The sequence below is a fragment of the Mesorhizobium sp. KR1-2 genome (assembly GCF_040045035.1).
Taxonomy (GTDB): domain Bacteria; phylum Pseudomonadota; class Alphaproteobacteria; order Rhizobiales; family Rhizobiaceae; genus Pseudaminobacter.
In genome coordinates, this window is record NZ_JBDZDS010000001.1 from 619,881 (window position 1) to 641,019 (window position 21,139).

General features: G+C 63.2%; 15 protein-coding genes and 1 tRNA gene. 4 read left to right on the forward strand and 12 right to left on the reverse strand.

Features of this window, described 5'->3' with window-relative positions; genetic code table 11:
- Window positions 1-51: 51 nt before the first annotated feature.
- The 8 genes from ABLE85_RS02960 to ABLE85_RS02995 form a co-directional block, all read right to left on the reverse strand.
- A complete protein-coding gene (locus tag ABLE85_RS02960) occupies window positions 52-2,013 on the reverse strand; it encodes an acetyl/propionyl/methylcrotonyl-CoA carboxylase subunit alpha (RefSeq protein WP_348791178.1) in 1,962 nt (653 codons plus the stop codon).
- Window positions 2,014-2,047: 34 nt separating this feature from the next.
- Window positions 2,048-2,812: a VOC family protein gene (locus tag ABLE85_RS02965; RefSeq protein ID WP_348791179.1), complete on the reverse strand. Its 765-nt coding sequence runs from the start codon at window positions 2,810-2,812 to the stop codon at window positions 2,048-2,050.
- Window positions 2,813-2,868: 56 nt separating this feature from the next.
- Entirely contained in the window at window positions 2,869-4,476 is a 1,608-nt protein-coding gene (locus ABLE85_RS02970; RefSeq protein ID WP_348791180.1) for a carboxyl transferase domain-containing protein, read from the reverse strand.
- A gap of 1 nt (window position 4,477) precedes the next feature.
- Window positions 4,478-5,641: an isovaleryl-CoA dehydrogenase gene (locus ABLE85_RS02975; RefSeq protein ID WP_348791181.1), complete on the reverse strand. Its 1,164-nt coding sequence runs from the start codon at window positions 5,639-5,641 to the stop codon at window positions 4,478-4,480.
- A complete protein-coding gene (locus ABLE85_RS02980; RefSeq protein ID WP_348791182.1) occupies window positions 5,622-6,251 on the reverse strand; it encodes a TetR/AcrR family transcriptional regulator in 630 nt (209 codons plus the stop codon). Before ABLE85_RS02980 ends, ABLE85_RS02975 begins: the two co-directional genes overlap by 20 nt.
- A 345-nt stretch (window positions 6,252-6,596) precedes the next feature.
- Window positions 6,597-7,706: a pyridoxal phosphate-dependent aminotransferase gene (locus tag ABLE85_RS02985; RefSeq protein ID WP_348791183.1), complete on the reverse strand. Its 1,110-nt coding sequence runs from the start codon at window positions 7,704-7,706 to the stop codon at window positions 6,597-6,599.
- Between the two features lie 193 nt (window positions 7,707-7,899).
- Window positions 7,900-10,980 carry an efflux RND transporter permease subunit gene (locus ABLE85_RS02990; RefSeq protein WP_348791184.1) on the reverse strand — a complete coding sequence of 1,027 codons (3,081 nt, stop codon included), beginning with the start codon at window positions 10,978-10,980 and terminating at the stop codon, window positions 7,900-7,902.
- Window positions 10,977-12,179 (reverse strand): efflux RND transporter periplasmic adaptor subunit, encoded by a 1,203-nt coding sequence (locus ABLE85_RS02995; protein ID WP_348791185.1) that lies wholly within the window; start codon window positions 12,177-12,179, stop codon window positions 10,977-10,979. The genes ABLE85_RS02990 and ABLE85_RS02995 overlap by 4 nt, the downstream gene beginning before the upstream one ends.
- A gap of 146 nt (window positions 12,180-12,325) precedes the next feature.
- Here ABLE85_RS02995 and ABLE85_RS03000 point away from each other — a divergent pair, with 146 nt between their 5' ends.
- Window positions 12,326-12,874: a TetR/AcrR family transcriptional regulator gene (locus ABLE85_RS03000; protein WP_348791186.1), complete on the forward strand. Its 549-nt coding sequence runs from the start codon at window positions 12,326-12,328 to the stop codon at window positions 12,872-12,874.
- A gap of 118 nt (window positions 12,875-12,992) precedes the next feature.
- Here the strand turns inward: ABLE85_RS03000 and ABLE85_RS03005 are convergent, their stop codons facing one another.
- The gene (locus ABLE85_RS03005) at window positions 12,993-13,199 is read right to left on the reverse strand and encodes a hypothetical protein (RefSeq protein ID WP_348791187.1); all 207 of its coding nucleotides are present in this window, start codon (window positions 13,197-13,199) and stop codon (window positions 12,993-12,995) included.
- Between the two features lie 287 nt (window positions 13,200-13,486).
- Here ABLE85_RS03005 and glnA point away from each other — a divergent pair, with 287 nt between their 5' ends.
- On the forward strand, window positions 13,487-14,908 hold the full coding sequence (gene glnA, locus ABLE85_RS03010; RefSeq protein ID WP_348791188.1) for a type I glutamate--ammonia ligase: 1,422 nt from the start codon (window positions 13,487-13,489) through the stop codon (window positions 14,906-14,908).
- Between the two features lie 121 nt (window positions 14,909-15,029).
- Here glnA and ABLE85_RS03015 read toward each other — a convergent pair.
- A tRNA-Ser gene (locus ABLE85_RS03015) sits at window positions 15,030-15,120 on the reverse strand.
- 473 nt (window positions 15,121-15,593) lie between these two features.
- On the opposite strand from ABLE85_RS03015, the gene ABLE85_RS03020 reads away from it, so the two are divergent.
- Complete coding sequence (locus ABLE85_RS03020; RefSeq protein ID WP_348791189.1) at window positions 15,594-16,868, forward strand: porin; 1,275 nt, start codon at window positions 15,594-15,596, stop codon at window positions 16,866-16,868.
- A 102-nt stretch (window positions 16,869-16,970) separates the two neighbouring features.
- Here ABLE85_RS03020 and ABLE85_RS03025 read toward each other — a convergent pair whose 3' ends face one another.
- Together ABLE85_RS03025 and ABLE85_RS03030 are read right to left on the reverse strand one after the other, a co-directional pair.
- A complete protein-coding gene (locus tag ABLE85_RS03025; protein WP_348791190.1) occupies window positions 16,971-17,861 on the reverse strand; it encodes an alpha/beta hydrolase in 891 nt (296 codons plus the stop codon).
- Between the two features lie 120 nt (window positions 17,862-17,981).
- Window positions 17,982-20,012, reverse strand: coding sequence for a lytic transglycosylase domain-containing protein (locus ABLE85_RS03030; protein ID WP_348791191.1), 2,031 nt, complete (start codon window positions 20,010-20,012; stop codon window positions 17,982-17,984).
- Window positions 20,013-20,254: 242 nt separating this feature from the next.
- Between ABLE85_RS03030 and dapA the strand changes: the two genes are divergently transcribed.
- Window positions 20,255-21,136 carry a 4-hydroxy-tetrahydrodipicolinate synthase gene (gene dapA, locus ABLE85_RS03035; protein ID WP_348791192.1) on the forward strand — a complete coding sequence of 294 codons (882 nt, stop codon included), beginning with the start codon at window positions 20,255-20,257 and terminating at the stop codon, window positions 21,134-21,136.
- The last annotated feature ends 3 nt before the right edge of the window (window positions 21,137-21,139 follow it).

The following is a 21,139-nucleotide window of genomic DNA, read 5'->3' on the forward strand; positions in this document are numbered from 1 at the left end:
CGAGTTGACGAGATGGCCGGGCTTGTCCCGGCCATTTTCGTTTCAGCCTTTTCAGGTGCCCGCTTCTTCCACGAAGCGTACCAGCACTGTCCCGTCCGTCACCTGGGCGCCTTCGATCGCGATTTCGGCGATGACGCCGTCGTGCTGGGCGGCGATGGTGTGCTCCATCTTCATCGCTTCAAGGATCAGCAGCGGCTGGCCCTTCTTCACGGCATCGCCCTTGTCGGCGCGGACGAGCTTGACCAGGCCGGGCATCGGCGCGCGCATGCTGACAGCGCCGGCCTCCGCGTCTGCCGCGCTGGCGAAGGGATCGGGCACTGAGAAGGTGAAGGATGTCCCCTTGGCAAAGACCGTCACATGGCCGGGCCAGCAGACGGTTCCGGCAAGATCGGCCTGCGACTGCGCCATTGGCGGCATGCCATCGAAACGAACCGCAAAGCGGCCGTTCGCCAGGGCCGTTACGCCGGCCTTGAACTCCTTCCCGCCGAAATGAAGGGAGACCTGTCGCTCGATCGGATGGAAATGGCTGTAGCCGGGCAGCGCCGCCCACGGATCGTCAGGCAGGCCTTCGCTTGGTCTCGCGCCCGAGGCGGCCAGCGCCGCGCGGGCAATAACACCGTTGTCGGGCTGGCGCTTGGCCGTGAGTGCCGCCTGCTTGCGCTCGATCAGACCGGTGTCGACGTCGCCGGCGGCGAAATCCTTGTCCTGCGCCAGCGCGGCCAGAAATCCGACATTCGTAACGGAGCCGGCGATCTGTGTGTCCTTCAGCGCGGTTGCCAAGGCGTCGAGCGCCGCGCTCCGGTCGCCGGCATGCACCACCAGCTTGGCGATCATCGGATCGTAGTAGGGCGAGATGGCATCGCCCTGGCGCACGCCGGTCTCGATGCGCATGGTAGAGTTTATCGGGGCGTCTGGCGGAAAGCGCAGATGGTGCAGCGTGCCGATGGCAGGGAGGAAATCCCGCTCCGGATCTTCGGCATAGATACGAGCCTCGAAGGCATGGCCCGCAAGCGTGATCTGTTCCTGGCTTTTCGGCAGCTTCTCGCCCGATGCGACCCGCAGCTGCCATTCCACGAGGTCGACGCCGGTGATCATCTCCGTCACCGGATGCTCCACCTGCAGGCGGGTGTTCATTTCCATGAACCAGAAGCGGTCGGGCCTGAGCCCCTCCGAGGCATCGACGATGAATTCGATGGTGCCGGCGCCCGAGTAGGAAATAGCCTTCGCCGCTTTCACCGCAGCGTCGGTCATGGCCTTGCGCATTTCGGCGGTCATGCCGGGGGCGGGGGCCTCCTCGATCACCTTCTGGTGCCTCCGTTGAGCCGAGCAATCGCGCTCGAAGAGGTGGACGGCGTTGCCGAAATTGTCGCCGAACACCTGCACCTCGATATGGCGCGGCTTCTCGACGTATTTTTCCACCAGAACGCGGTCGTCGCCGAAAGCCGCCTTGGCCTCGCGGCGGGCACCTGAAAGCGCCTCGGGAAAGTTGTCCGGGTCATCGACGCGGCGCATGCCCTTGCCGCCGCCGCCCGCGCGCGCCTTGATCAGCACCGGATAGCCGATCTCGCGGGCCTTGGAGGCGAGGACGACGATGTCCTGCGTCTCGCCATGATAGCCCGGCACCACAGGCACGCCGGCGCTCTCCATCAGGCGCTTGGCCGCATCCTTCAGGCCCATGGCGCGGATGGAGGCAGCGGACGGGCCGATGAAGACCAGTCCGGCCGCCTCCACCTGATCGACGAAATCCGGGTTTTCCGAGAGGAAGCCGTAGCCTGGATGGATCGCTTCAGCGCCGGTCGCTTTCGCAGCCTCGATGATCCGGTCGCCGCGCAGGTAGCTTTCGCCGACGGGCGCGGGGCCAATGTGCATCGCCTCATCAACCATCGCGACGTGGAGCGCATTCGCGTCAGCGTCGGAATATATGGCGACGGTGCGAATGCCCATGCGCCGTGCGGTACGGATGACGCGGACGGCGATCTCGCCGCGATTGGCGATCAGGATTTTGCTGAACATCGATCCTCCAGGAAGCGGCCAACGCGAAGGCTGGTCAGGCGCGAGTGCCCACGAGCGCAAACAGAGCGCCCTGTGGGTCGGTGCATTGGGTGATCCACGCGCCGCCCGGCACCTGCATCGGCCCCATCACGACCTGGCCCTTGTTCTGGGTCACGCGTTCGGTCGCGGCGTCGATGTCGCTGACATTGAAGTAATATAGCCAGTAAGGGGCGGGGATCTGCGGCGGCTTCGTCATCATGCCGCCGATCGCGTTGCCGCCGGCCTCGAAGAGCTGGTAGGTCCCCATCGGTCCCATGTCGATGGCGTCGCCCTTGGTCCAGCGGAACTGGGACGCGTAGAAGTCGAAGGCGCTCTGCCAGTCCGTGGCGAGCAATTCGTGCCAGCCGATATGGCCGGGCGTCATCGGCGCCGCCGGCGAGCTGCCTTCGCCCTTGGGCGTGAACAGCATGAACACCGCGCCCTGCGGGTCGGCGACGACGGAGAAGCGCCCGACGTCTGGAATATCGGCCGGTTCGCGGAACACCTTGCCGCCCGCCTTGCGAACACTCTCGGTGGCCGCGTCGACATCTGCGGCATAAAGATAACCGAGCCATGCCGGTCTCATGCCCTCCGCTTCCTTGGGGATCGCCATCACGCCGGCCACGCTGGCGTCGCCGGCCTTCATGATGACGTAGTGCATTTCGCCTCCGTCCCAGGCCTCGGAATTCCAGCCCACGACTGTTTTGTAGAAGTTCTCCGCGGCATCGACGTCGCTGGTCATCAGCTCGTACCAGACAAATTTGCTCGGATTGGCAGGCATGTCAGGCTCCTTCGTCGTTGGGGTGCTCGGTTGACCGTGCTCCGCAGCGCACGGCACTACATCCTAAATAGGCCGAATTTCGTGTCCGGCACCGGCGCATTGAGGGCAGCCGAAAGGCTTAGCGCCAGCACATCACGGGTCTTCGCAGGATCGATGATGCCGTCGTCCCAGAGCCGTGCCGACGAATAAAGCGGGTGACCCTCGCGCTCGTATTTTTCGAGGATCGGCGCGCGGAAGGCGGCTTCTTCCTCCGCGCTCCAGTGTCCGCCCTTGCGTTCGATGCCTTCGCGCTTGACCATGGCGAGCACCGTTGCCGCCTGCTCGCCGCCCATGACCGAGATGCGCGCATTCGGCCACATCCAGAGGAAGCGGGGCGAATAGGCACGACCGCACATGCCGTAGTTGCCAGCGCCGAACGAGCCGCCGACGATGACTGTCAGCTTCGGCACCTGCGCGGTGGCCACCGCCGTCACCAGCTTGGCGCCGTCCTTGGCGATGCCGCCCGCCTCGTATTTCGCGCCCACCATGAAGCCGGTGATGTTTTGCAGGAAGATAAGCGGGATCTTGCGCTGGCAGCACAGCTCGATGAAATGCGCGCCCTTCAGCGCGCTTTCGGAGAACAAGACGCCATTGTTGCCGAGAATGCCCACCGGCATGCCGTGGAGATGCGCAAAGCCGGTGACCAGCGTGGTGCCATAGTTCTGCTTGAACTCGTCGAACTCTGAGCCGTCGACGATGCGGGCAATGATCTCGCGCACGTCGTAGGGCTTGCGCGTATCGGTCGGCACCACGCCGTAAATCTCTTCCGGTGCGTGAAGCGGCGGAATCGGTTTTTTCAGATCGAGCCCTATCGTCTTCTTCTGATTCAGGTTTCTGACGATCTGTCGGGTGATGGCGAGCGCATGCGTATCGTCCATTGCGTAGTGGTCGGCGACGCCCGAAAGCCGTGTGTGGACATCCGCGCCGCCAAGCTCTTCGGCCGTTACGTCTTCGCCGGTGGCGGCCTTCACCAGCGGTGGTCCGCCGAGGAAGATGGTGGCCTGGTTGCGCACCATGATCGTCTCGTCCGACATCGCCGGCACATAGGCGCCGCCCGCGGTGCAGGAGCCCATCACGCAGGCGATCTGCGGAATGCCGGCCGCCGACATGTTGGCCTGATTGTAGAAGATGCGGCCGAAGTGCTCGCGGTCCGGGAAAACCTCGTCCTGGTTGGGCAGGTTCGCGCCGCCGGAATCGACCAGATAGACGCAGGGCAGGTTGTTCTGCATGGCGATTTCCTGCGCCCGCAGATGCTTCTTCACCGTCACCGGATAATAGGTGCCGCCTTTCACCGTGGCGTCGTTCACCACCACCATCACCTCGCGGCCCTCGACACGGCCGATCCCGGCGATCATGCCTGCCGAGGAAATGTCCCCGCCATACATGCCCCATGCTGCGAACTGGCCGATCTCCAGGAACGGCGATCCGGCATCAAGAAGCTGGCCGAGGCGCTGCCGCGGCAGCAGTTTCCCGCGCGAAGTGTGACGCTTGCGGGCTTCCTCGGAGCCACCGCGCTCGACGGTTGCGGCCTTGTCGGCAATGTCAGCCATCAGCCCGCGCATATGCTCGGCATTGGCCTTGAATGTATCAGTTGAGGTCGAAAGTTGGGACTGGATGACAGGCATGTCAGATGCTCTCCCCCATGATCTCGCGGCCGATCAGCCAGCGCCGGATTTCGCTGGTCCCGGCGCCGATCTCGTAGAGCTTGGCATCGCGCAGCAGTCGCCCGGTCGGATAGTCGTTGATATAGCCATTGCCACCAAGAAGCTGGATCGCATCCAGTGCCATCTGCGTAGCCTTTTCCGCGGCGTAGAGAATGCAGCCGGCGGCGTCCTTGCGGGTGGTCTGGCCGCGGTCGCAGGCCGAGGCCACGGCGTAGACATAGGCGCGGCTGGCATTCATCGCCGTGTACATGTCGGCGAGCTTGCCCTGCACGAGCTGGAAATCGCCGATGGCCTGGCCGAACTGGCGCCGGGTCTGCACATAAGGCACCACGACATCCAAACATGCCGACATGATGCCGAGCGGGCCGCCGGCAAGCACGGTTCGTTCATAGTCGAGTCCCGACATCAGCACCTCGACGCCGCGTCCTTCCTCTCCAAGGACACTGTCGAACGGCACCTCGACGTCCTCGAAAACGAGTTCGCCCGTATTCGAGCCGCGCATGCCAAGCTTGTCCAGCTTCTGCGCCACGGAGAAGCCCTTCATGTTCTTCTCGATGATGAAAGCGGTAATGCCGCGCGAGCCCATCGTGGGTTCAGTCTTGGCGTATACGACCAACGTATCGGCGTCGGGGCCGTTCGTGATCCACATCTTGTTGCCGTTCAGCACGAAACGGTCGTTGCGCTTGTCCGCCCGCAGGCGCATCGACACGACATCCGAACCAGAACCCGGCTCCGACATGGCGAGCGCCCCGACCTTTTCGCCCGAGCAGAGCGCCGGAAGATATTTTTCCTTCTGCGCCGGCGTGCCCCAGCGGTTGAGCTGGTTGACGCAGAGATTGGAATGCGCGCCATAGGAGAGGCCGACAGAGGCCGAGGCGCGCGAAATCTCCTCCATTGCCACTACATGCGCCAGATAGCCCATGCCGCTGCCGCCGAAATCCGGGTCGGCGGTGATGCCGAGCAGGCCGAGTGCGCCCATTTCGGCCCAAAGCTGCGCCGGAAACTGGTTGGAGCGGTCGATCTCTGCGGCAAGCGGCGCGATCTTCTCCTGCACGAAACGGCGTACCATGTCGCGTAGCGCATCGATGTCTTCGCCATGCCCGAAATCAAGCGTGTGCGTGTACATGCTGCGCCTCCCTGGGCATCTCGGCGCCGGTGAGGCGCATCGTCATTGCAAGATAGGTTTCGGCCACTTCCTCGACGGACAGCCGCTCGTCTGGGCGAAACCAGACGATCACGCCGGTAATCATCTGGATGATGGCAATGGCCGTCAGCCCGATATCGTCGCTCACGAACACTCCGGCCTCCGCGCCGTCGCGCAGAATCTGCCGCAGCTCCTTTTCATAGGCTGTGCGCAGCCGCAGAATCTGGGTCAGATTATCGCGCGAAAGGCTGCGCAACTCCATGTTGGAAACATGGGTCGAGTGCCGCCGCTCAACGTGGAAGCGAATGTGGTTGCGCACGAAGGCGGCAAGCTGACCACGCGGATCGGCCGCAGTTGGGCGGGCCATCTCCCATGCGGCCTGCAGGCCTTCCATGTGTTCGCGCATCAGCGTGAACAGCAGGTCTTCCTTAGTCGGAAAATAGCGATAGAGCGCAGCGGCCTGCACGCCCACTTCGGCGGCGAGCTGGCGCATGGAGACAGCTTCATAGCCATAGCGCGCGATCAGATTGATCGCCGCCTCGCGGATTGCCGCTTCCGTCCTGCCGCCGTCGGAACCCGTGGTGCGTGCCATGAATTCTCCTCTTGTGGAAAAGAATAAAACGAACGTTCAATTAATTCAAGGCAGGCTGTCATCGAGCCGAAGGCAGGTGCGCGGCTGTTGCCCGGACTGCCAGAGAGGCTGCAGGGGACCGCTTCGGTTGAGCTGTCGTGTCGGATGAAGAAAGGGAAGGGCTGAACTTCCCGGAAAAAGGAGGCGGTCATCGGGCGGGAGAGCCAGGAGGCGGCGAGTAGCGCCGCCCGAGCGACTTTCGTGCGCCATAGGCTACGAAAAAGGCAGGCCTGCCAAGTGCCCCCCTTCGGCCTGCCTGGCAGTCGGCGAGCGGACCGGAGTTCCCGGTCCGCCCAGACCGAAAATTCAGCCGCGAGCGTCGGCCAGCGCGCGCGGCAGTTCCTCGCCAAAGATGTTGATCTCGTGGTCGAGCCCGACGCTGACGCGGATGCAGCGGTTGAGCACCGGTGCCATCGGCTTGCGGATGAACACGTCGCGGGCGAGCAGGTTCTGCATCACCTTCATCGCAAAGTCGGCGTCGGCACCGCAGTCGATGGTCACGAAGTTCGTCGCCGACGGTATCGGGGCGAGGCCGTTCTCGCGCGCGATTGCCGAAATGCGGTCGCGCCCGGCGGCTACCTTGGCCACGACGGTCGCGAGATAGTCCTGGTCCGCGAGCGCTTCCAGGCCGGCGATCTGCGCCATGCGGCTGACGCCGTAGTGATTGCGGATCTTCTCGAAGTCGGCAATCAGCTGGGCGTCACCGAAGGCATAGCCGCAGCGGATGCCGGCCAGGCCATAGGCCTTGGAGAAGGTGCGCATGCGCACCACGTTGAGCCGGTCCACCTCGACCGGGGGCAGGGCCGATGCCGGTCCCGTCTCGCCATAGGCCTCGTCCAGGATCAGCATGGTGGTTTCCGGCAGCGCGTCCATGAAGCGGATGAGCTCGTCCGTCTCCCACCAGGTGCCCATCGGGTTGTCGGGGTTGGAGAGATACACAAGCGGCGCATTCTCGCGCTTCACCGCCGCGAGCAGCCCGTCCAGGCTCTCACGGTCGTTTTCGTAAGGCACGGTGACCAGCCTGCCGCCGACGCCTGCAACATGGAAGTTGAAGGTCGGATAGGCGCCGAGCGAGGTGATGACCGCATCACCGGGAGAAACCAGCATCCGCACGGCGAGGCTCAGCACGCCGTCGATGCCCTCGCCGACGACGACGTTGTCGTAGCCGATCCCGAGATGGGCGGCGAGCGCGGCCCGCAGATCGTGGTTGTCGGGATCGCAATACATCCACATGTCCTTCGCGATGTCCTGCATCGTCGCAATCACGCGGGGCGAGGGGCCGAAGCTGCTCTCGTTCGCGCCCATGCGGGCTCGGAATGCGCGACCACTCACGCGCTGCTGCGCTTCCGGGCCGACGAAAGGTACCGTTGCCGGCAGGGCTGCGATGAGCGGGGTCAGGGGCGGTCGCTTGGACATGGCATTCATTGCTCTCGAATTTCAGGGGACGACGCTTTCGCGAGTCGTCGCATCGGCCAGCAAATAGCAAAATTCGGCGAGGCAGGCCGCAGAATTCTTGGGTGCCAAGGGTGAGGGGCCTGCTGGCGGGCGGTAGAGAGTGCCGCGAAGGTCGACGCGCCCGGACTTGTCGGCCGGGCGCGTCGGAGGTGCATCAATGCGCGGGGGCTTCTTCCGCCGCCGGAGCGGCTTCTAAGGCGTCCTTGCGCACAAGCTCCTTGCGGGAGATCAGCGTGTAGAACATCGGCACCACGAAGAGGGTGAAGATGGTTCCGACCAAGATGCCCGAGAAGATGACGAGGCCCATCGAGTAGCGTGCCGCAGCGCCTGCGCCGGCCGCCTTGATCAGCGGAACGACGCCCAGCGCCATGGCGGCCGTGGTCATCAGGATCGGACGCAGGCGCACTTTGGCCGAAGCCACGATTGCCTCGACGCGCGACAGGCCATGTTCCTCGCGCTGCTGATTGGCGAACTCGACCAGCAAGATGCCGTGCTTGGTGATGAGGCCGATGAGCGTGATCAGGCCGACCTGGGTGTAAATGTTGAGCGTACCCAGTCCCAGGTTGAGCGGTATGATCGCGCCGAAGATCGACAGCGGTACCGACATCATGATGATGAGCGGATCGCGGAAGCTCTCGAACTGCGCGGCCAGCACCAGATAGATCACGACCACGGCAAGCCCGAACGCGATCAGGATGGTGTTGCCTTGCTCCTTCTCAAGCCGCGATTGGCCCGAATAGTCGACGAAGAAGCCCGACGGCAGCAGCGGCTTGGCGATGTCCTCGATGGTGGCCAGGCCGTCGCCGGTGGTAACACCGGGCACCGGCAGCGCCGAGATCGTCGCCGAGTTCAGCTGGTTGAACTGCTCGATCGAGGCGGGCGAAGCATCGGTCTTGATATCGACCACTGCCGAGAGCGGCACCATCTCGCCGTTCACGCTGCGCACGAAGAACTGCCCGAGCTTTTCCGGATTGTTGCGGAACTGGTCAGGCACCTGGGTGATGATGTCATAGCTGTTGGAATCGCGGTCGAACTGAGACACCGATCCGCCGCCGACCAGGAGGCCGAGGGTCGTCCCGATGTCGCGCACGGATATGTTGAGCGCGGCGGCCCGGTCGCGGTCGATCGTCACCGTCACCTGCGGGGCGTCGAAGGACAGCGAGTTCTGCACGATGATGAAGCGGCCGGAGGCTTGTGCCTTCTGCTTGATCGCCTCGGCCACCTCGAACACCTGGCTCGGGTCGCCGGTCGACTGGATCACCATGGATATCGGCAGCCCGCCGCCGGCGCCCGGCAGCGAAGGCGGCGCGAAGACCAGCGCCTGCGCGCCCGCCACGTTCTTCAGTCGGTTCTGGATGTCCTGCTGGATCTGCTTTTGAGAACGCGAGCGGTCGGCCCAGTCCTTGAATGCCCAGACCGAGAAGCCGCTGTTGGTCTGCCCGCCCATCCCGACGATCGAGAAGTTGGCACGCAGTTCCGGCAGGTCCTTGGTCAGGTCGCGGATCTGGCGGGCATAGAGGCTGGTATATTCCGAAGTCGCATAGCGCGGTGCGGTGATGAGCGAGAACAGCGCGCCTGAATCCTCTTCCGGCGCCAGTTCGCTCGACGTCTTGAAGAACATGAACCCGGTCACGCTGACCAGCGCCACGACGACGAGCAGCGTCACGGGGCGATATTTCAGCGATCCCGAGACGAGTCGCTCATATGCATTCGCGATGCGGTCGAATGTCCGGTCCACAAAGCCCTGGAAACGGCCGTGTCCGGGCTTCAGCAGGCGGGCCGCCATGGTCGGGGTGATCGTCACCGCGACGAAGCCGGAGATGATCACGGCACCCGCCAGCGTGACGGCGAACTCGCGGAACAGCGAGCCGGTCAAGCCGCCGGTGAAGGCGAGGGGGGCGAAAACGGCGGCCAGCGTGATCGTCATGGCCACGACTGGCGCGAAGATTTCCCGCATGCCCTTGAAAGCCGCCTGCATCGGCGTCATGCCTTCTTCCATGTGCCGATGGATGTTCTCCACCACCACGATGGCGTCGTCGACGACGAGGCCGATTGCCAGCACCATGGCCAGCAGCGACAGAAGATTGATGGAATAGCCCATCCCCAGAAGGATGGCGCACACACCGATCAGCGACAGCGGAATGGTGACCACCGGCATCAGCACCGAGCGGAACGAGCCCAGGAAGAGCAAAATGACGACGATGACGATGGCGAGGGCTTCGCCGATCGTCTTGAACACCTCATGGATGGAGGCGCTGATCGTCTCCGTCGAATCGTAGACGAGCGTGATCGTCATGCCGTCCGGCAGGCTGGACTGGATCGCCGGCAGTTCCTTGATCACGGACGAGGCCGTGTCGAGCGGATTTGCGGATGGCGTCGGGAAGATGCCGATGAAGGTGCCGGGCTTGCCGTTAAAATTGACAACCGTGTCGGTGCTCTCGGCGGCCAGTTCGACCTTTGCCACGTCACGCAGCCGCACCACGTCGCCCTTGTCGGAGCGCAGGGGCAGGGCGCCGAAGGCTTCCGGCGTCTGCAGGGTCGACTTCATCGTGATCGAATAGGCGACATATTCGTTCTTGGTCTTGCCCGGTGCGGACAGGAAGTTCGACGAATTGATCGCGGCCAGCACCTCCGACGCAGTCAGGCCGCGCGCGGCCAGCTTGATCGGGTCGATCCAGACGCGCATCGAGTAGTTGGCCGCGCCCAGCACCTGGACTTCGGCCACGCCCTGGATGGTCGAGACGCGCGGACGGATGACGCGCTCAATGTATTCGGTCAGCTCCTCCGAAGTCATGTTCGGATTCTGCATCGCCAGATACATGATCGCGAATTGCTGGCCGGTGCCCTTCACGATGGTCGGGTCCTTGGCGTCGCTCGGCAGCTTGCTCTTGACCTGCTGGACCTTCGACATGACTTCGGTCAGCGCCACGTCCGGGTTGGAGCCAAGCTTCATCTGCACGGTAACGACGCTGGCGGAAGGCCGGCTCTGCGAGGTCACGTAGTCGACGTTCTCGGTTGTGGAGACGGCCGAGGCGATCGGAGCCGTGATGAAACCCTGGATCAGGTCGGGGCTGGCGCCGGGATAGGCGGTGGTGATGGTGATCACCGTTTCCTCAACCTTCGGATACTGGCGTACCGCAAGCTTGAAGATGCCCTGGAAGCCCAGCAGCAGGATCATGAGCGCCACGACCGTCGACAGGACGGGGCGGCGGATGAAGATGTCCGAGAAACTCATTTCGCGGCAGCCTCCGGTTGAGCCGGATCGGCAGGATTGATGGTGTTGTCGATGGAGACCGGCGAGCCGTTGGTGAGCCGGTTCTGGCCGGCCGTCACCACGCGGTCACCGGGCGTGACGCCGCTGAGGATCTCCACGATGCCGTTTGAGCGGCGGCCGGTCTTGACGAAGACCTGGCGCGCGACGAGCGGCTGTTCCTTCTCCGGCTCGGCCTTGGCGGACACCGCCTCGACCTGAGCCTTGCCTTGATCGGCCGGCTTTTCCGAATTGGCCGGAGCCTCCGGCTTGTCGGCCGGCTGGATGACGAAGACGTAGTCGCCGTAGAGGCTGGTCACGACCGACGTCTGCGAGAGCGCGACGACGTTCGTCTCTTCCGGGAGAAGAACCTGCGCCTGCACAAACTGGCCCGGGCTGAGCTTGCCGTCGGCATTGTTGACCTCGGCGCGGACCTTGACCAGGCGCGAGACCGGATCGACCTTCGGCTCGATGCCGATGATGCTGCCCTTGAACGGCATGCCGTCGCCGGTCTGCCCAAAGCGGACCGGGCCGCCGATCTTCAGCAACTGGAGCTGCTGCTCGGGGACCGAAAAGTCCACATACATGGTCTCCAGGTCCTGCAGCGTGGCAACAATCGTGCCCGGCGCCAGGTACTGGCCGATGTCCACCTTGCGGATGCCGATGGTGCCGGAGAAGGGCGCCCTGAGCTGCTTCTGATCGAGCAAGGCCTGGAGCTTGGCGACCTGCGAGGTCGAGGCGTCGGCTGCCCCGCGCGCGGAATCGACCGAGACGTCCGAGCCCACGCCGCGCTTCTGCAGCTGGGAGGCGCGATCCAGCGCCGTCTGATCGAGGGCCGCCTGTGTCTTTGCCGCGGCCAGATCCGCCTGCTGGACTGCATCGTCGAGCTGGATGAGTACGGCGCCCGCCTTCACCTGGTCGTTGGCTTCGAACCGGATTTCCTTGACCACGCCGGCGGTTTCGACGGTCAGGTCAACGCCCTGCGAGGCGCTGACGGTGCCGAGCGCCTGGATGCTGGGAGTCCAGGTGACCGGATCGACCGTCTGCGAAGACACGGTGAGGGTCGCCACCGGCATGTTGGCGAAGAACTGCTTGATGGCGTTGTCGCGGAACTTGTTGAAGCCGATGATGCCGCCACACACCAGGACAAGGAGAATGAGTGCGATTACGAAGCGCTTGATCATGAGCGGTACCGAATTTTGAGAATGCTTGAGGTCTCTAGACGTTCGATTTGGTTCCCGCCTCGCTGACGAAAAACGTGACGGTTGAAAACTGAGGGGCTTTTACTGTACCGTCTGGACGGTATTGTCAATGTCATCCGGAGAACCCTATGACGAGCGGCAGGGTCACGGCCCGACAAAAAATCCTTGCCTCGGCCTCTGAAGTGGCGCGCGACGTGGGGCCGGCGCATCTTTCGCTGGATGCGGTGGCCCATCGGGCGGGCGTCTCCAAGGGCGGGCTGCTTTATCACTTCCCGAATAAGGCGAAATTACTGGAAGCCCTGGTCGAACAGCATGTGCACGAGTTCGACACGGCGTTGAGCCTCAAGGAGCGCGAGCGGCAAGACCAGCCCAACAGCCTGCTTGCCGCCTACCTCGAACTGTTCTCCACAGAGCTCGAGCAGTGCCAGCCCCCGCCTTCGGGCGTTTTGGCGGCAATGGCCGAGAACCCGAACTTTCTCGCTCCCGTAAAGCGCTTCAACCGCGCTCTGCTTGACCGCATGAAGGCCAATTCCGAGAGCGAAAGCAATGCGCTCATCATCTACCTCGCGCTCGAGGGCATGCGCAGCCTGAGACTTTTCGACGTCGATGTCCTGATCCCTGCCGAGCGGGACGCGGTCATGGCCTCGCTGGCGGCGACCATTGCTGCCAAAGCGTAACTGCAGGAACGGCGCCGCTTAGCAGCGCTGCGTGAAGCGCTGAAACGTCCGGCAGGGTGCCGACGCAGCCTGTTCGTTCGCAGTCGCGAAAACCGGACAGGCTGAAGAAGGCCTGCCGCTATGCCGCGTCGATCTGCAGCTTGGCGCTTTCCCGCAGCCGGCGCCAGGCGTCGTTCATCACGTCCCGCGCCGCATTTGCCTCGACTTCGCTCAGTCCGGCGAGGAGATGGTCGCCGAAGACTGCCGGTTCGTTGTTGATGAGGTCCCAAACGGTCCAAGTGTCCGTCGGGTCCAGGATGACGTCGTATCGGTCTGTTGTGCTCATGAGTGCATTGGGGACCGAGTCGTTTACCCGAATTTGAATATCCACAGCGGCATTTGATTCAAATGAGAACAGATTTCGTCGGGTCTCGATGGATTTCGCGTGATCATGCGGCGTTCGTCATTGAACAGTAGAACAATAGTAAGGCGGACGGCCTCGACGTATCATGCGGCGCAAATATGCATTTGCGAGAACGAGGCGGAGCAAGGGTAAGGGCGAACGAAGCACTGCATTTGGCGGAAGAAACTCGACCTCGGTCCGAGTGATCGACATAGGGAAAGGAAACACCGATGTCCTACAACTGCGCCAATCCGGACGACGTTCTCAAAATCATAAAAGACGAAGGGATCGAGATGGTCGATCTGCGTTTCGTCGACCTTCCCGGCCTGTGGCAGCATTTTTCCGTGCCGCCGCAAGCCATCGGGCCGGAGAGTTTCACCGACGGCGTCGGCTTCGACGGTTCTTCCATCCGCGGCTTCCAGGAAATTCAGGAAAGCGACATGCTCGTCGTGCCGGACCCGACCACGGCGTTCCTGGACCCGTTCGCGGAGGCGAGGACGCTGGTCCTGATCTGCAACATACTGGATCCGACCAACGCCCAACCCTACAGCCGCGATGCCCGCTACATCGCCCAGAAGGCCGAGACCCATCTCAGGGCCACAGGCATCGGCGACACCTCCTATTTCGGTCCCGAGCTCGAGTTCTTCGTCTTCAACGAAGTCCACTACGACCAGGGCACCAATTACGGCTATTACGACATCGATGCGGTCGAGGCGAACTGGAGCGGGCGCGCGGGGCTGGGCCTCGGGCACAAGCTGCGCCCCAAGGAGGGCTACTTCCCCGTGCCGCCGGCCGACACGCTTCAGGACGCCCGCACCGAAATGGTGAGGCTGCTCGAGCAGATCGGCATTCCCGTCGAGGCGCACCACCACGAGGTCGCGACCGGCGGCCAGGGCGAGATCGACATGCGCTTTGCGACGCTGACCCGCATGGCCGACAATGTGATGATCTATAAGTATGTCGTGAAGAACGTCGCGCGTCGCCGAGGCATGACCGCCACCTTCATGCCGAAGCCTCTGTTTGGCGACAACGGCTCGGGCATGCATGTCCACCAGAGCATCTGGCAGAACGATCGCCCGATCTTTGCCGGTGACGGCTATGCCGGCTCCAGCGAAGTGATGCGCTACTACATCGGCGGCCTGCTCAAGCACGCGCCGGCCCTGCTCGGCATCTGCGCGCCGACGGTCAATTCCTACCGGCGGCTCGTGCCCGGCTTCGAGGCGCCGGTCAATCTGGGCTATTCGCGGCGCAACCGTTCGGCCGCGTGCCGGATTCCGATGTATTCGCCGAATCCGAAGGCCAGGCGAGTGGAGTTCCGGTGCCCGGACCCGTCTTGCAATCCCTATCTGGCTTTCGCGGCTATGCTGATGGCAGGCCTCGACGGCGTTCGCAGCCGTCTCGATCCGGGAGAGCCGATCGACAAGAATCTCTACGATCTGCCGCCGATGGAACGGGCCCAGATCCCGTCGACACCTGGTTCGCTCGATGAGGCGCTCGACGCGTTGCAGGCAGGCGGCAAGTTCCTGCTCGCCGACGACGTGTTCACACCTGACGTCATGGAGACTTATGTAGGCTATAAGCGCTCGCACGAGATCGAAGAGATACGCATCCGACCGCATCCCTACGAGTTCGTACTCTATTATGACATTTAGCTAGCCATACACGCCGGCCACGCGGCCGCGCGACGATTCCCGCGCAAGCACTCCAGCAATGTGGGAGTGTTTAGCGTCCCGCCGGAAATCGCAACTGGGCTCGGCTGTTGCGAAAGGGCGCTGGCGGAGAGGATGGGATTCGAACCCACGAGAAGCTTTTGACCTCTACTCCCTTAGCAGGGGAGCGCCTTCGACCACTCGGCCACCTCTCCGGCGCTTCGCTGGATAAAGAAAAGGACGCGCACAAGCAATAAGCTCGGACGACAATTGTCGAAAAAAGCGCGTGAAAATGCAAAATGGCTTTCAGCCCCTGGCTGCCGGCCGATTTCCGCCGGCCTTGCCGCTTGGCGCAGCGCGGGATTCCGGAATTGAAACACCCGGCTTGCGCCCGATGCTTGTACTCTCCGTTTGTCGAGCGGGCGTCCTAGTGAGGCCTCAGAGGTTAAAGAGTCGTTTCCGGGTTATGCCAAATCGTGGCATTTCCGCCACAGCAGCCTCCGATAGCGTCTCAGGGACGATAGTCGGCGTGCAATCCTAGTTGAAGACTGCTGCGACGTAAGTAATGTCGAACAAGAAGAAGAGGAGAGAAGTCGAGTCTTCTTCGAAATTGGGGATGGGGCAGGGAAACGCTGTCCTTCAGCAAAAGTACCCATACCCGCTTTTCAACTTTGACTGGAGGTCAGAAATGAATATCAAGAGCCTTCTACTCGGCTCAGCTGCGGCTCTCGCCGCAGTCTCCGGCGCTCGTGCGGCCGACGCGGTTGTCGTCGCTGAGCCCGAACCGATGGAATACGTTCGCATTTGCGACGTCTACGGCGCCGGCTTCTACTACATCCCGGGCACCGAGACCTGCCTGCGCGTCGGCGGCTACATCCGTTACGACATCGGTGTTGGCAAGGGCGCCTACGGCGGTCTGGTTGACGTCATCGACAAGAAGAAGTTCTTCGAGGACAGGGACGACGTCCTCATCGACAGGGGCAAGGAGACCGAGCGCCTTCGTGACGACTTCAGGCGTCGCGATACCTACTTCAAGCGTGCCCGCGCTGCCCTGCAGCTCGATGCCCGTTCGGAAACCGAACTCGGCACCCTGCGCGGCTACATGCACATCAACTACAACTGGGATACCATTACCGTTGGTCACCCGGAAGGCACCTTCACCGATGGTGAGCCGGTAATTATTGGTGGCTTCACCGACACCGCTGCCAGCTTCGGCATCAACCACGCCTACATGGAACTCGGCGGCTTCCGTATCGGCAAGACCGACTCGCTGTTCACGACGCTGACGGGCTATGCCGGTGGCGTGATCGCCGACGACCTGATTCCGTACGGTCCGTTCGACACCCACCAGATCGCCTACACCTACACGGGCGGCAACGGCTTCTCGGCAGCCGTCGCTCTTGAAGAAGGCAACGGCATCTACACGCTCGACTCCTATGCTCCGCACGTGGTGGCCGGCGCTTCCTGGACCCAGGGCTGGGGCGGCGTCTCGGGCGTTGTCGGTTACGACGATGTCTTCAAGGAGTGGGCCGGCAAGCTTCGCCTCGACGTGAACGCCACCGACGCCCTCTCGCTCTTCGTGATGGGCGGCTGGGGCAGCCAGAGGCACCACGACGAGGAGCGCGACGACACGATCATAAACAGCTTCTACAAGCCGTGGAACGGCAAGTGGGCTGTCTGGGGTGGCGGCGCCTACAAGTTCAACCCGAAGCTCACGGCGTACCTGCAGCTGTCCTATGCTGAGGGCAACAAGCACCGTGACGAAGAGAAGTTTAACTCGACCAAGAACTTCGGTCTGGCTGCCGACGTGTCGTACGAACTTGTTCCGGGCCTGGCGATCACGCCGGAAGTCACCTACTTCTCCGAGCGTGTCTCGGAGGGTCGTGTGGACGAGGATCACGACATCGACCACAAGCGCAGGCACTTCTGGGGCGGCTTCCTGCGCTTCCAGCGCTCGTTCTAATCGACTTAACCAGTCGACTGGAGAAACCCGGCGGGCAACCGCCGGGTTTTTTTGTTTTGCGTGGTAGGCAAGTGGGCCGGCACCAACGGTCCGGCAAGGCGGTCAGGCAGCGCTGCCGTCGGCGCTGTCCAGGAAGGCTGCGATCCTTTTCGGCAGCCCGGCGGTTTCCAGCAGGGGGGCGTGCCCCTGACCGGAAACCGTCAGCGTCTTGGCCCCGGGGTGGCGCCGGGCCATCTCCTGCAGCGTTTCGGCGGAAAGCAGCTTCGAATTTTCGCCCCGAATGGCCAAAAGAGGCACGCGGAAAAGCCCTTCGAATTGCGGCCACAGATCCGGAAGCGGTTTGTCCAGATCCAGGTCGGACATGGTTTTCAGGAGCGCCGGATCGTAATCGGCGACCGGTCTCCCGCCGTCCTCCCGATAGATCGCATTGACGAACCGCCGCCAGTCCTCGTCCGTGAGTGCTGAAAAGGCGTGGCCATGTACCGCGCGCTGGAGGGCGACAACCTCCTCGAGGTTCTTGGGTCTGGGCGCGGCGTCGAGATAGGCGCGGATATGCGCCAATCCTTCGCCCTCCAGCACCGGGCCGATGTCGTTGAGTACAACCGCCTTCAACAGCGCCGGTCGCATTGCGGCCAGCAGATGGATGATCAGCCCGCCACGTGATGTTCCGATGAAGGCCGCGTGCTCGATCTCCAGTGCGCTGAGGCCAGCGAGAATATCGTCTGCCTCGACGGCCAGGTTGTAGTTCTGCCAATGGCTGTCGTAGGCCGATTGCCCGCGCCCACGATAGTCGAAGGCAATGACCTTGCGCCGCCTGCGCCTTCTGCGCGACAGGTACAGTGCGAACCCGTGAAAATCGCGGGCGTTGCGGGTCAGGCCGGGAAGGCAAACGACCGGGGTTGCGGTGGAATTCTCGCCGTAGACGCGGGCGTGCAGGCGAAGTCCGTCCGTCGCGGTATAGAAGAAGTCAGAAAATCGGGCTTTGACGGTCATTCAGGCTCCTCTTGGCACTGTCCGGCTGGCTGCGGCAGCTTTCGACAAAACTCGATGATGCCTTGGGGTGTCCGAACTCGAAAACCGCCCGAAGCACTTTGCGACCGCCGGAAAGGAAGCTCAGCGACCGTTCACGAGGTCGCCGATGATGTCGAACTTGCCCGAAAGGCGCATCTTGTAGACCTGGTAATTCTCCATGACTCGCTGGATGTAGCTGCGCGTCTCGGCAAAAGGAATGCGCTCGATCCAATCCACCACCGTGTCGACGTCCTTGCCGCGCGGGTCGCCATAGCGGCTGACCCACTCCTTCGCACGGCGCGGGCCGGCGTTGTAGCCGGCAAAGGTCAGCACGTAGGACCCGTTGAAGCGGCTCAGTTGCTCGCCGAGAAAGGTCGCGCCGAGTGCGGCGTTGTAACCGGCGTCGGTGGTAAGCCGGGTCCGATCGAAGGGCAGGCCGGCCTTCCTGGCCACTTCCTTGGCCGTTCCCGGCAGCAGCTGTAGCAGGCCGCGGGCCCCCGCGCCGGATACGGCCGAGACATTGAATTCGCTTTCCTGCCTCGCAATCGCATAGGCAAGCGCCTTGCCGGCGCTGGAAATATTGGCGGAGACAGGAATAACCCCGATCGGATGCGAGAGGGCGCCGATCTCGATGCCCCGCGCGGCGGCGATCTTGCCCACCTTCAAGGCCAGGAAGTGATTGCCGCGTTTTTCGGCCATGACTGCCAGCAACGCCAGTTCGCCGGGACTGGCCAGCTGCGCGGCGAGGTCCCGGTAAAGCGTGTCGGCGAGGCTTGCATTATCGGCGTCCTCCAGTCGCTTTATGGCGTGCACGGCCTCCCGGCTGTCGAAATTGCGCCGGTCGGCGTCCGTCGGTGCAGGGTAGGCCATCTTGATTGCTCTGCGGCCGATGCGTTCGGCCGCAAGCTGGCCGTAGAAGGTCGTGCCGAAGCTGGCAGCACGTTCGAAATAGGTTTTGGCGTCACCAGGACCGCCGGCTTCTGCCGCACGCCCGAGCCAATAGTAGGCACGCGACTTCGAGATCGAGCCGTCGGCAAGCTCCGCGATACGGGCGAAATGCGCTGCGCTCGTCTTGGCGTCCTGCAGCCCGCGCAGTGCGTACCACCCTGCATGGAATTCGGCGTCGGCGGCATTGGTGGGGCTTTCGGCGGCGTGGGCAGCCGCCACTTGATAGGCTGTCTTCATGTCGCCGCGATCCATCAGCTCGCGCGACAGCACGCGGCGCTCGATCCACCATGTATCCGGGTCGACGAGCGACGCGCCGTCCTTCGGAGCCTGCAACATCACGGCCGCTGCCTGCTCGATGTCCTTGCTGCGCCGAAGGAATTTCGCCTGTGCAAAAAGATAGCCGGCGGAGCGCTGGGCCGCCGGCACTGCGTCGAGCAGCTTTTTGGCATTGCGGTCGCCCTTGATCACCGCACTCCATGCGTCGCCCAGGGCCTCGGCGCCGGCCAGCTTGGCAACGCGTTGAGCCGAATTCACGCGATCGGCATAAAGCATCCGCTCCATGCGAATGCGGTGGTCGGCGGCAGGAATCAGCGCACCGAATTCCTTGATGATCGCGGCCTCGTCTCTGGGCTCCAGCTTCCGTGTCCGCCAAAATGGCGACAGCGTCGCCCTTGCGGCATCTCCATTGCCAAGTGCGACCTGAGAGCGGGCAAGGAGGGTGACGCCTTCGACGGTTTGCGGTGCGGTGTCGCCGAAGGCCTTCACCACTGCGGCCGGCCCGGGGTTTTCGCGGAAGAGGGCTCTCTCGTAGTTGCGCCGCAGGGTTTCTATTCCTGGCCAGCCGGGCAATGCCAGCGCCGTTGCGGCGATTTCGGCGCTCGGGACGGTGTCGCCGCCGCGTAGCGCTATGGCCCAGGCGAGGATGTGGCGGTCGAGCGAGTTCTGCGGAAGGCTGTCACGAGCCGCGCGTGCGCGCGGGATATCCCTTTCAGACAGCGCATCGAGTCCTGCCTTCAAGGCTGCGATATCGCCCACGGCCGTCGCCCCGGCATTGATGAAACCACCCGGCATTGCCGGGATTGCGGCAGTCGTTTGAACGTCGGCACTTGCGCCGAAGGCGGCGACAGGCGTCAGTGCGATGATAGCGCCGAGCAGCGCGATGAGGTGTTGCCCTTGACCTCGCATGCTTTCCTCAAATCCTGCCCTTGCACGGTACAAGTGGAAGCGGGTTCTCGAAAGCCTAGTCGCCGCCGGTGAAAAGCGGATTAACGAAAGGTTATCATGATTGGTTGCGTTCGCAATCTGGGACAGTCGATCTTTGCGGCGCCACCATGCGAAGACTATGGTGCGCGGCCGCGTTTTCGGATAGAAAGCCGCGACATCAAAAAGGGACTGCGAACCACAGGTCGCAGAGAGAGTTGGACCACATGCTCAGAGGCTCGATGACTGCGCTCGTAACGCCATTCCAGAAGGATGGTGGGTTCGACGAGAAAGCCTTTCGAGCCTTTGTCGAATGGCAGATAGCAGAAGGCACCCAGGGGCTGGTTCCGGTCGGAACAACGGGCGAATCGCCCACGCTCTCGCATGAGGAGCATCGCCAGGTCGTGAAGGCTTGTGTCGAAGTGGCCAAGGGACGTGTCCCGGTCATCGCCGGCGCCGGCTCCAACAACACGGCCGAAGCCATCGGCTTGGTCGAGCACGCCGAGAGCGTCGGCGCCGATGCGGTGCTGGTTGTGACGCCTTACTACAACAAGCCGACCCAGCGTGGCCTCTACGAGCATTTTGCCACAGTGGCCAGGTCGACGAAGCTGCCGATCATCATCTACAACATCCCGCCGCGTTCGGTGATCGACATGACGCCGGAGACGATGGGCCGTCTGGCGCACGATTTCCCCAACATCGTGGGCGTGAAGGACGCCACCGGCAAGGTCGAGCGCGTGTCCGAACAGCGGCTCACCTGCGGCAAGGATTTTGTCCAGCTTTCGGGCGAGGATGCCTCGGCGCTCGGCTTCAACGCCCATGGCGGCGTCGGCTGCATTTCGGTGACGTCGAATGTTGCGCCCCGGCTTTGTGCCGAGTTCCAGGAGGCGACCCTTAACGGCGGCAAGGAGCGTGCGCTCGAGCTGCAGGACCGCCTGATGCCGCTGCACAAGGCGATCTTCCTCGAGCCGGGTGTTTCCGGCGCAAAATACGCGCTCTCGCGCCTGGGCAAGGTTGAAAACGTGCTGCGCTCGCCGCTGATGACTGTCGAGGCGTCGACAGCCGAGCGCATCGATGCGGCGATGAAGCACGCCGGGCTGATCAATTGACGC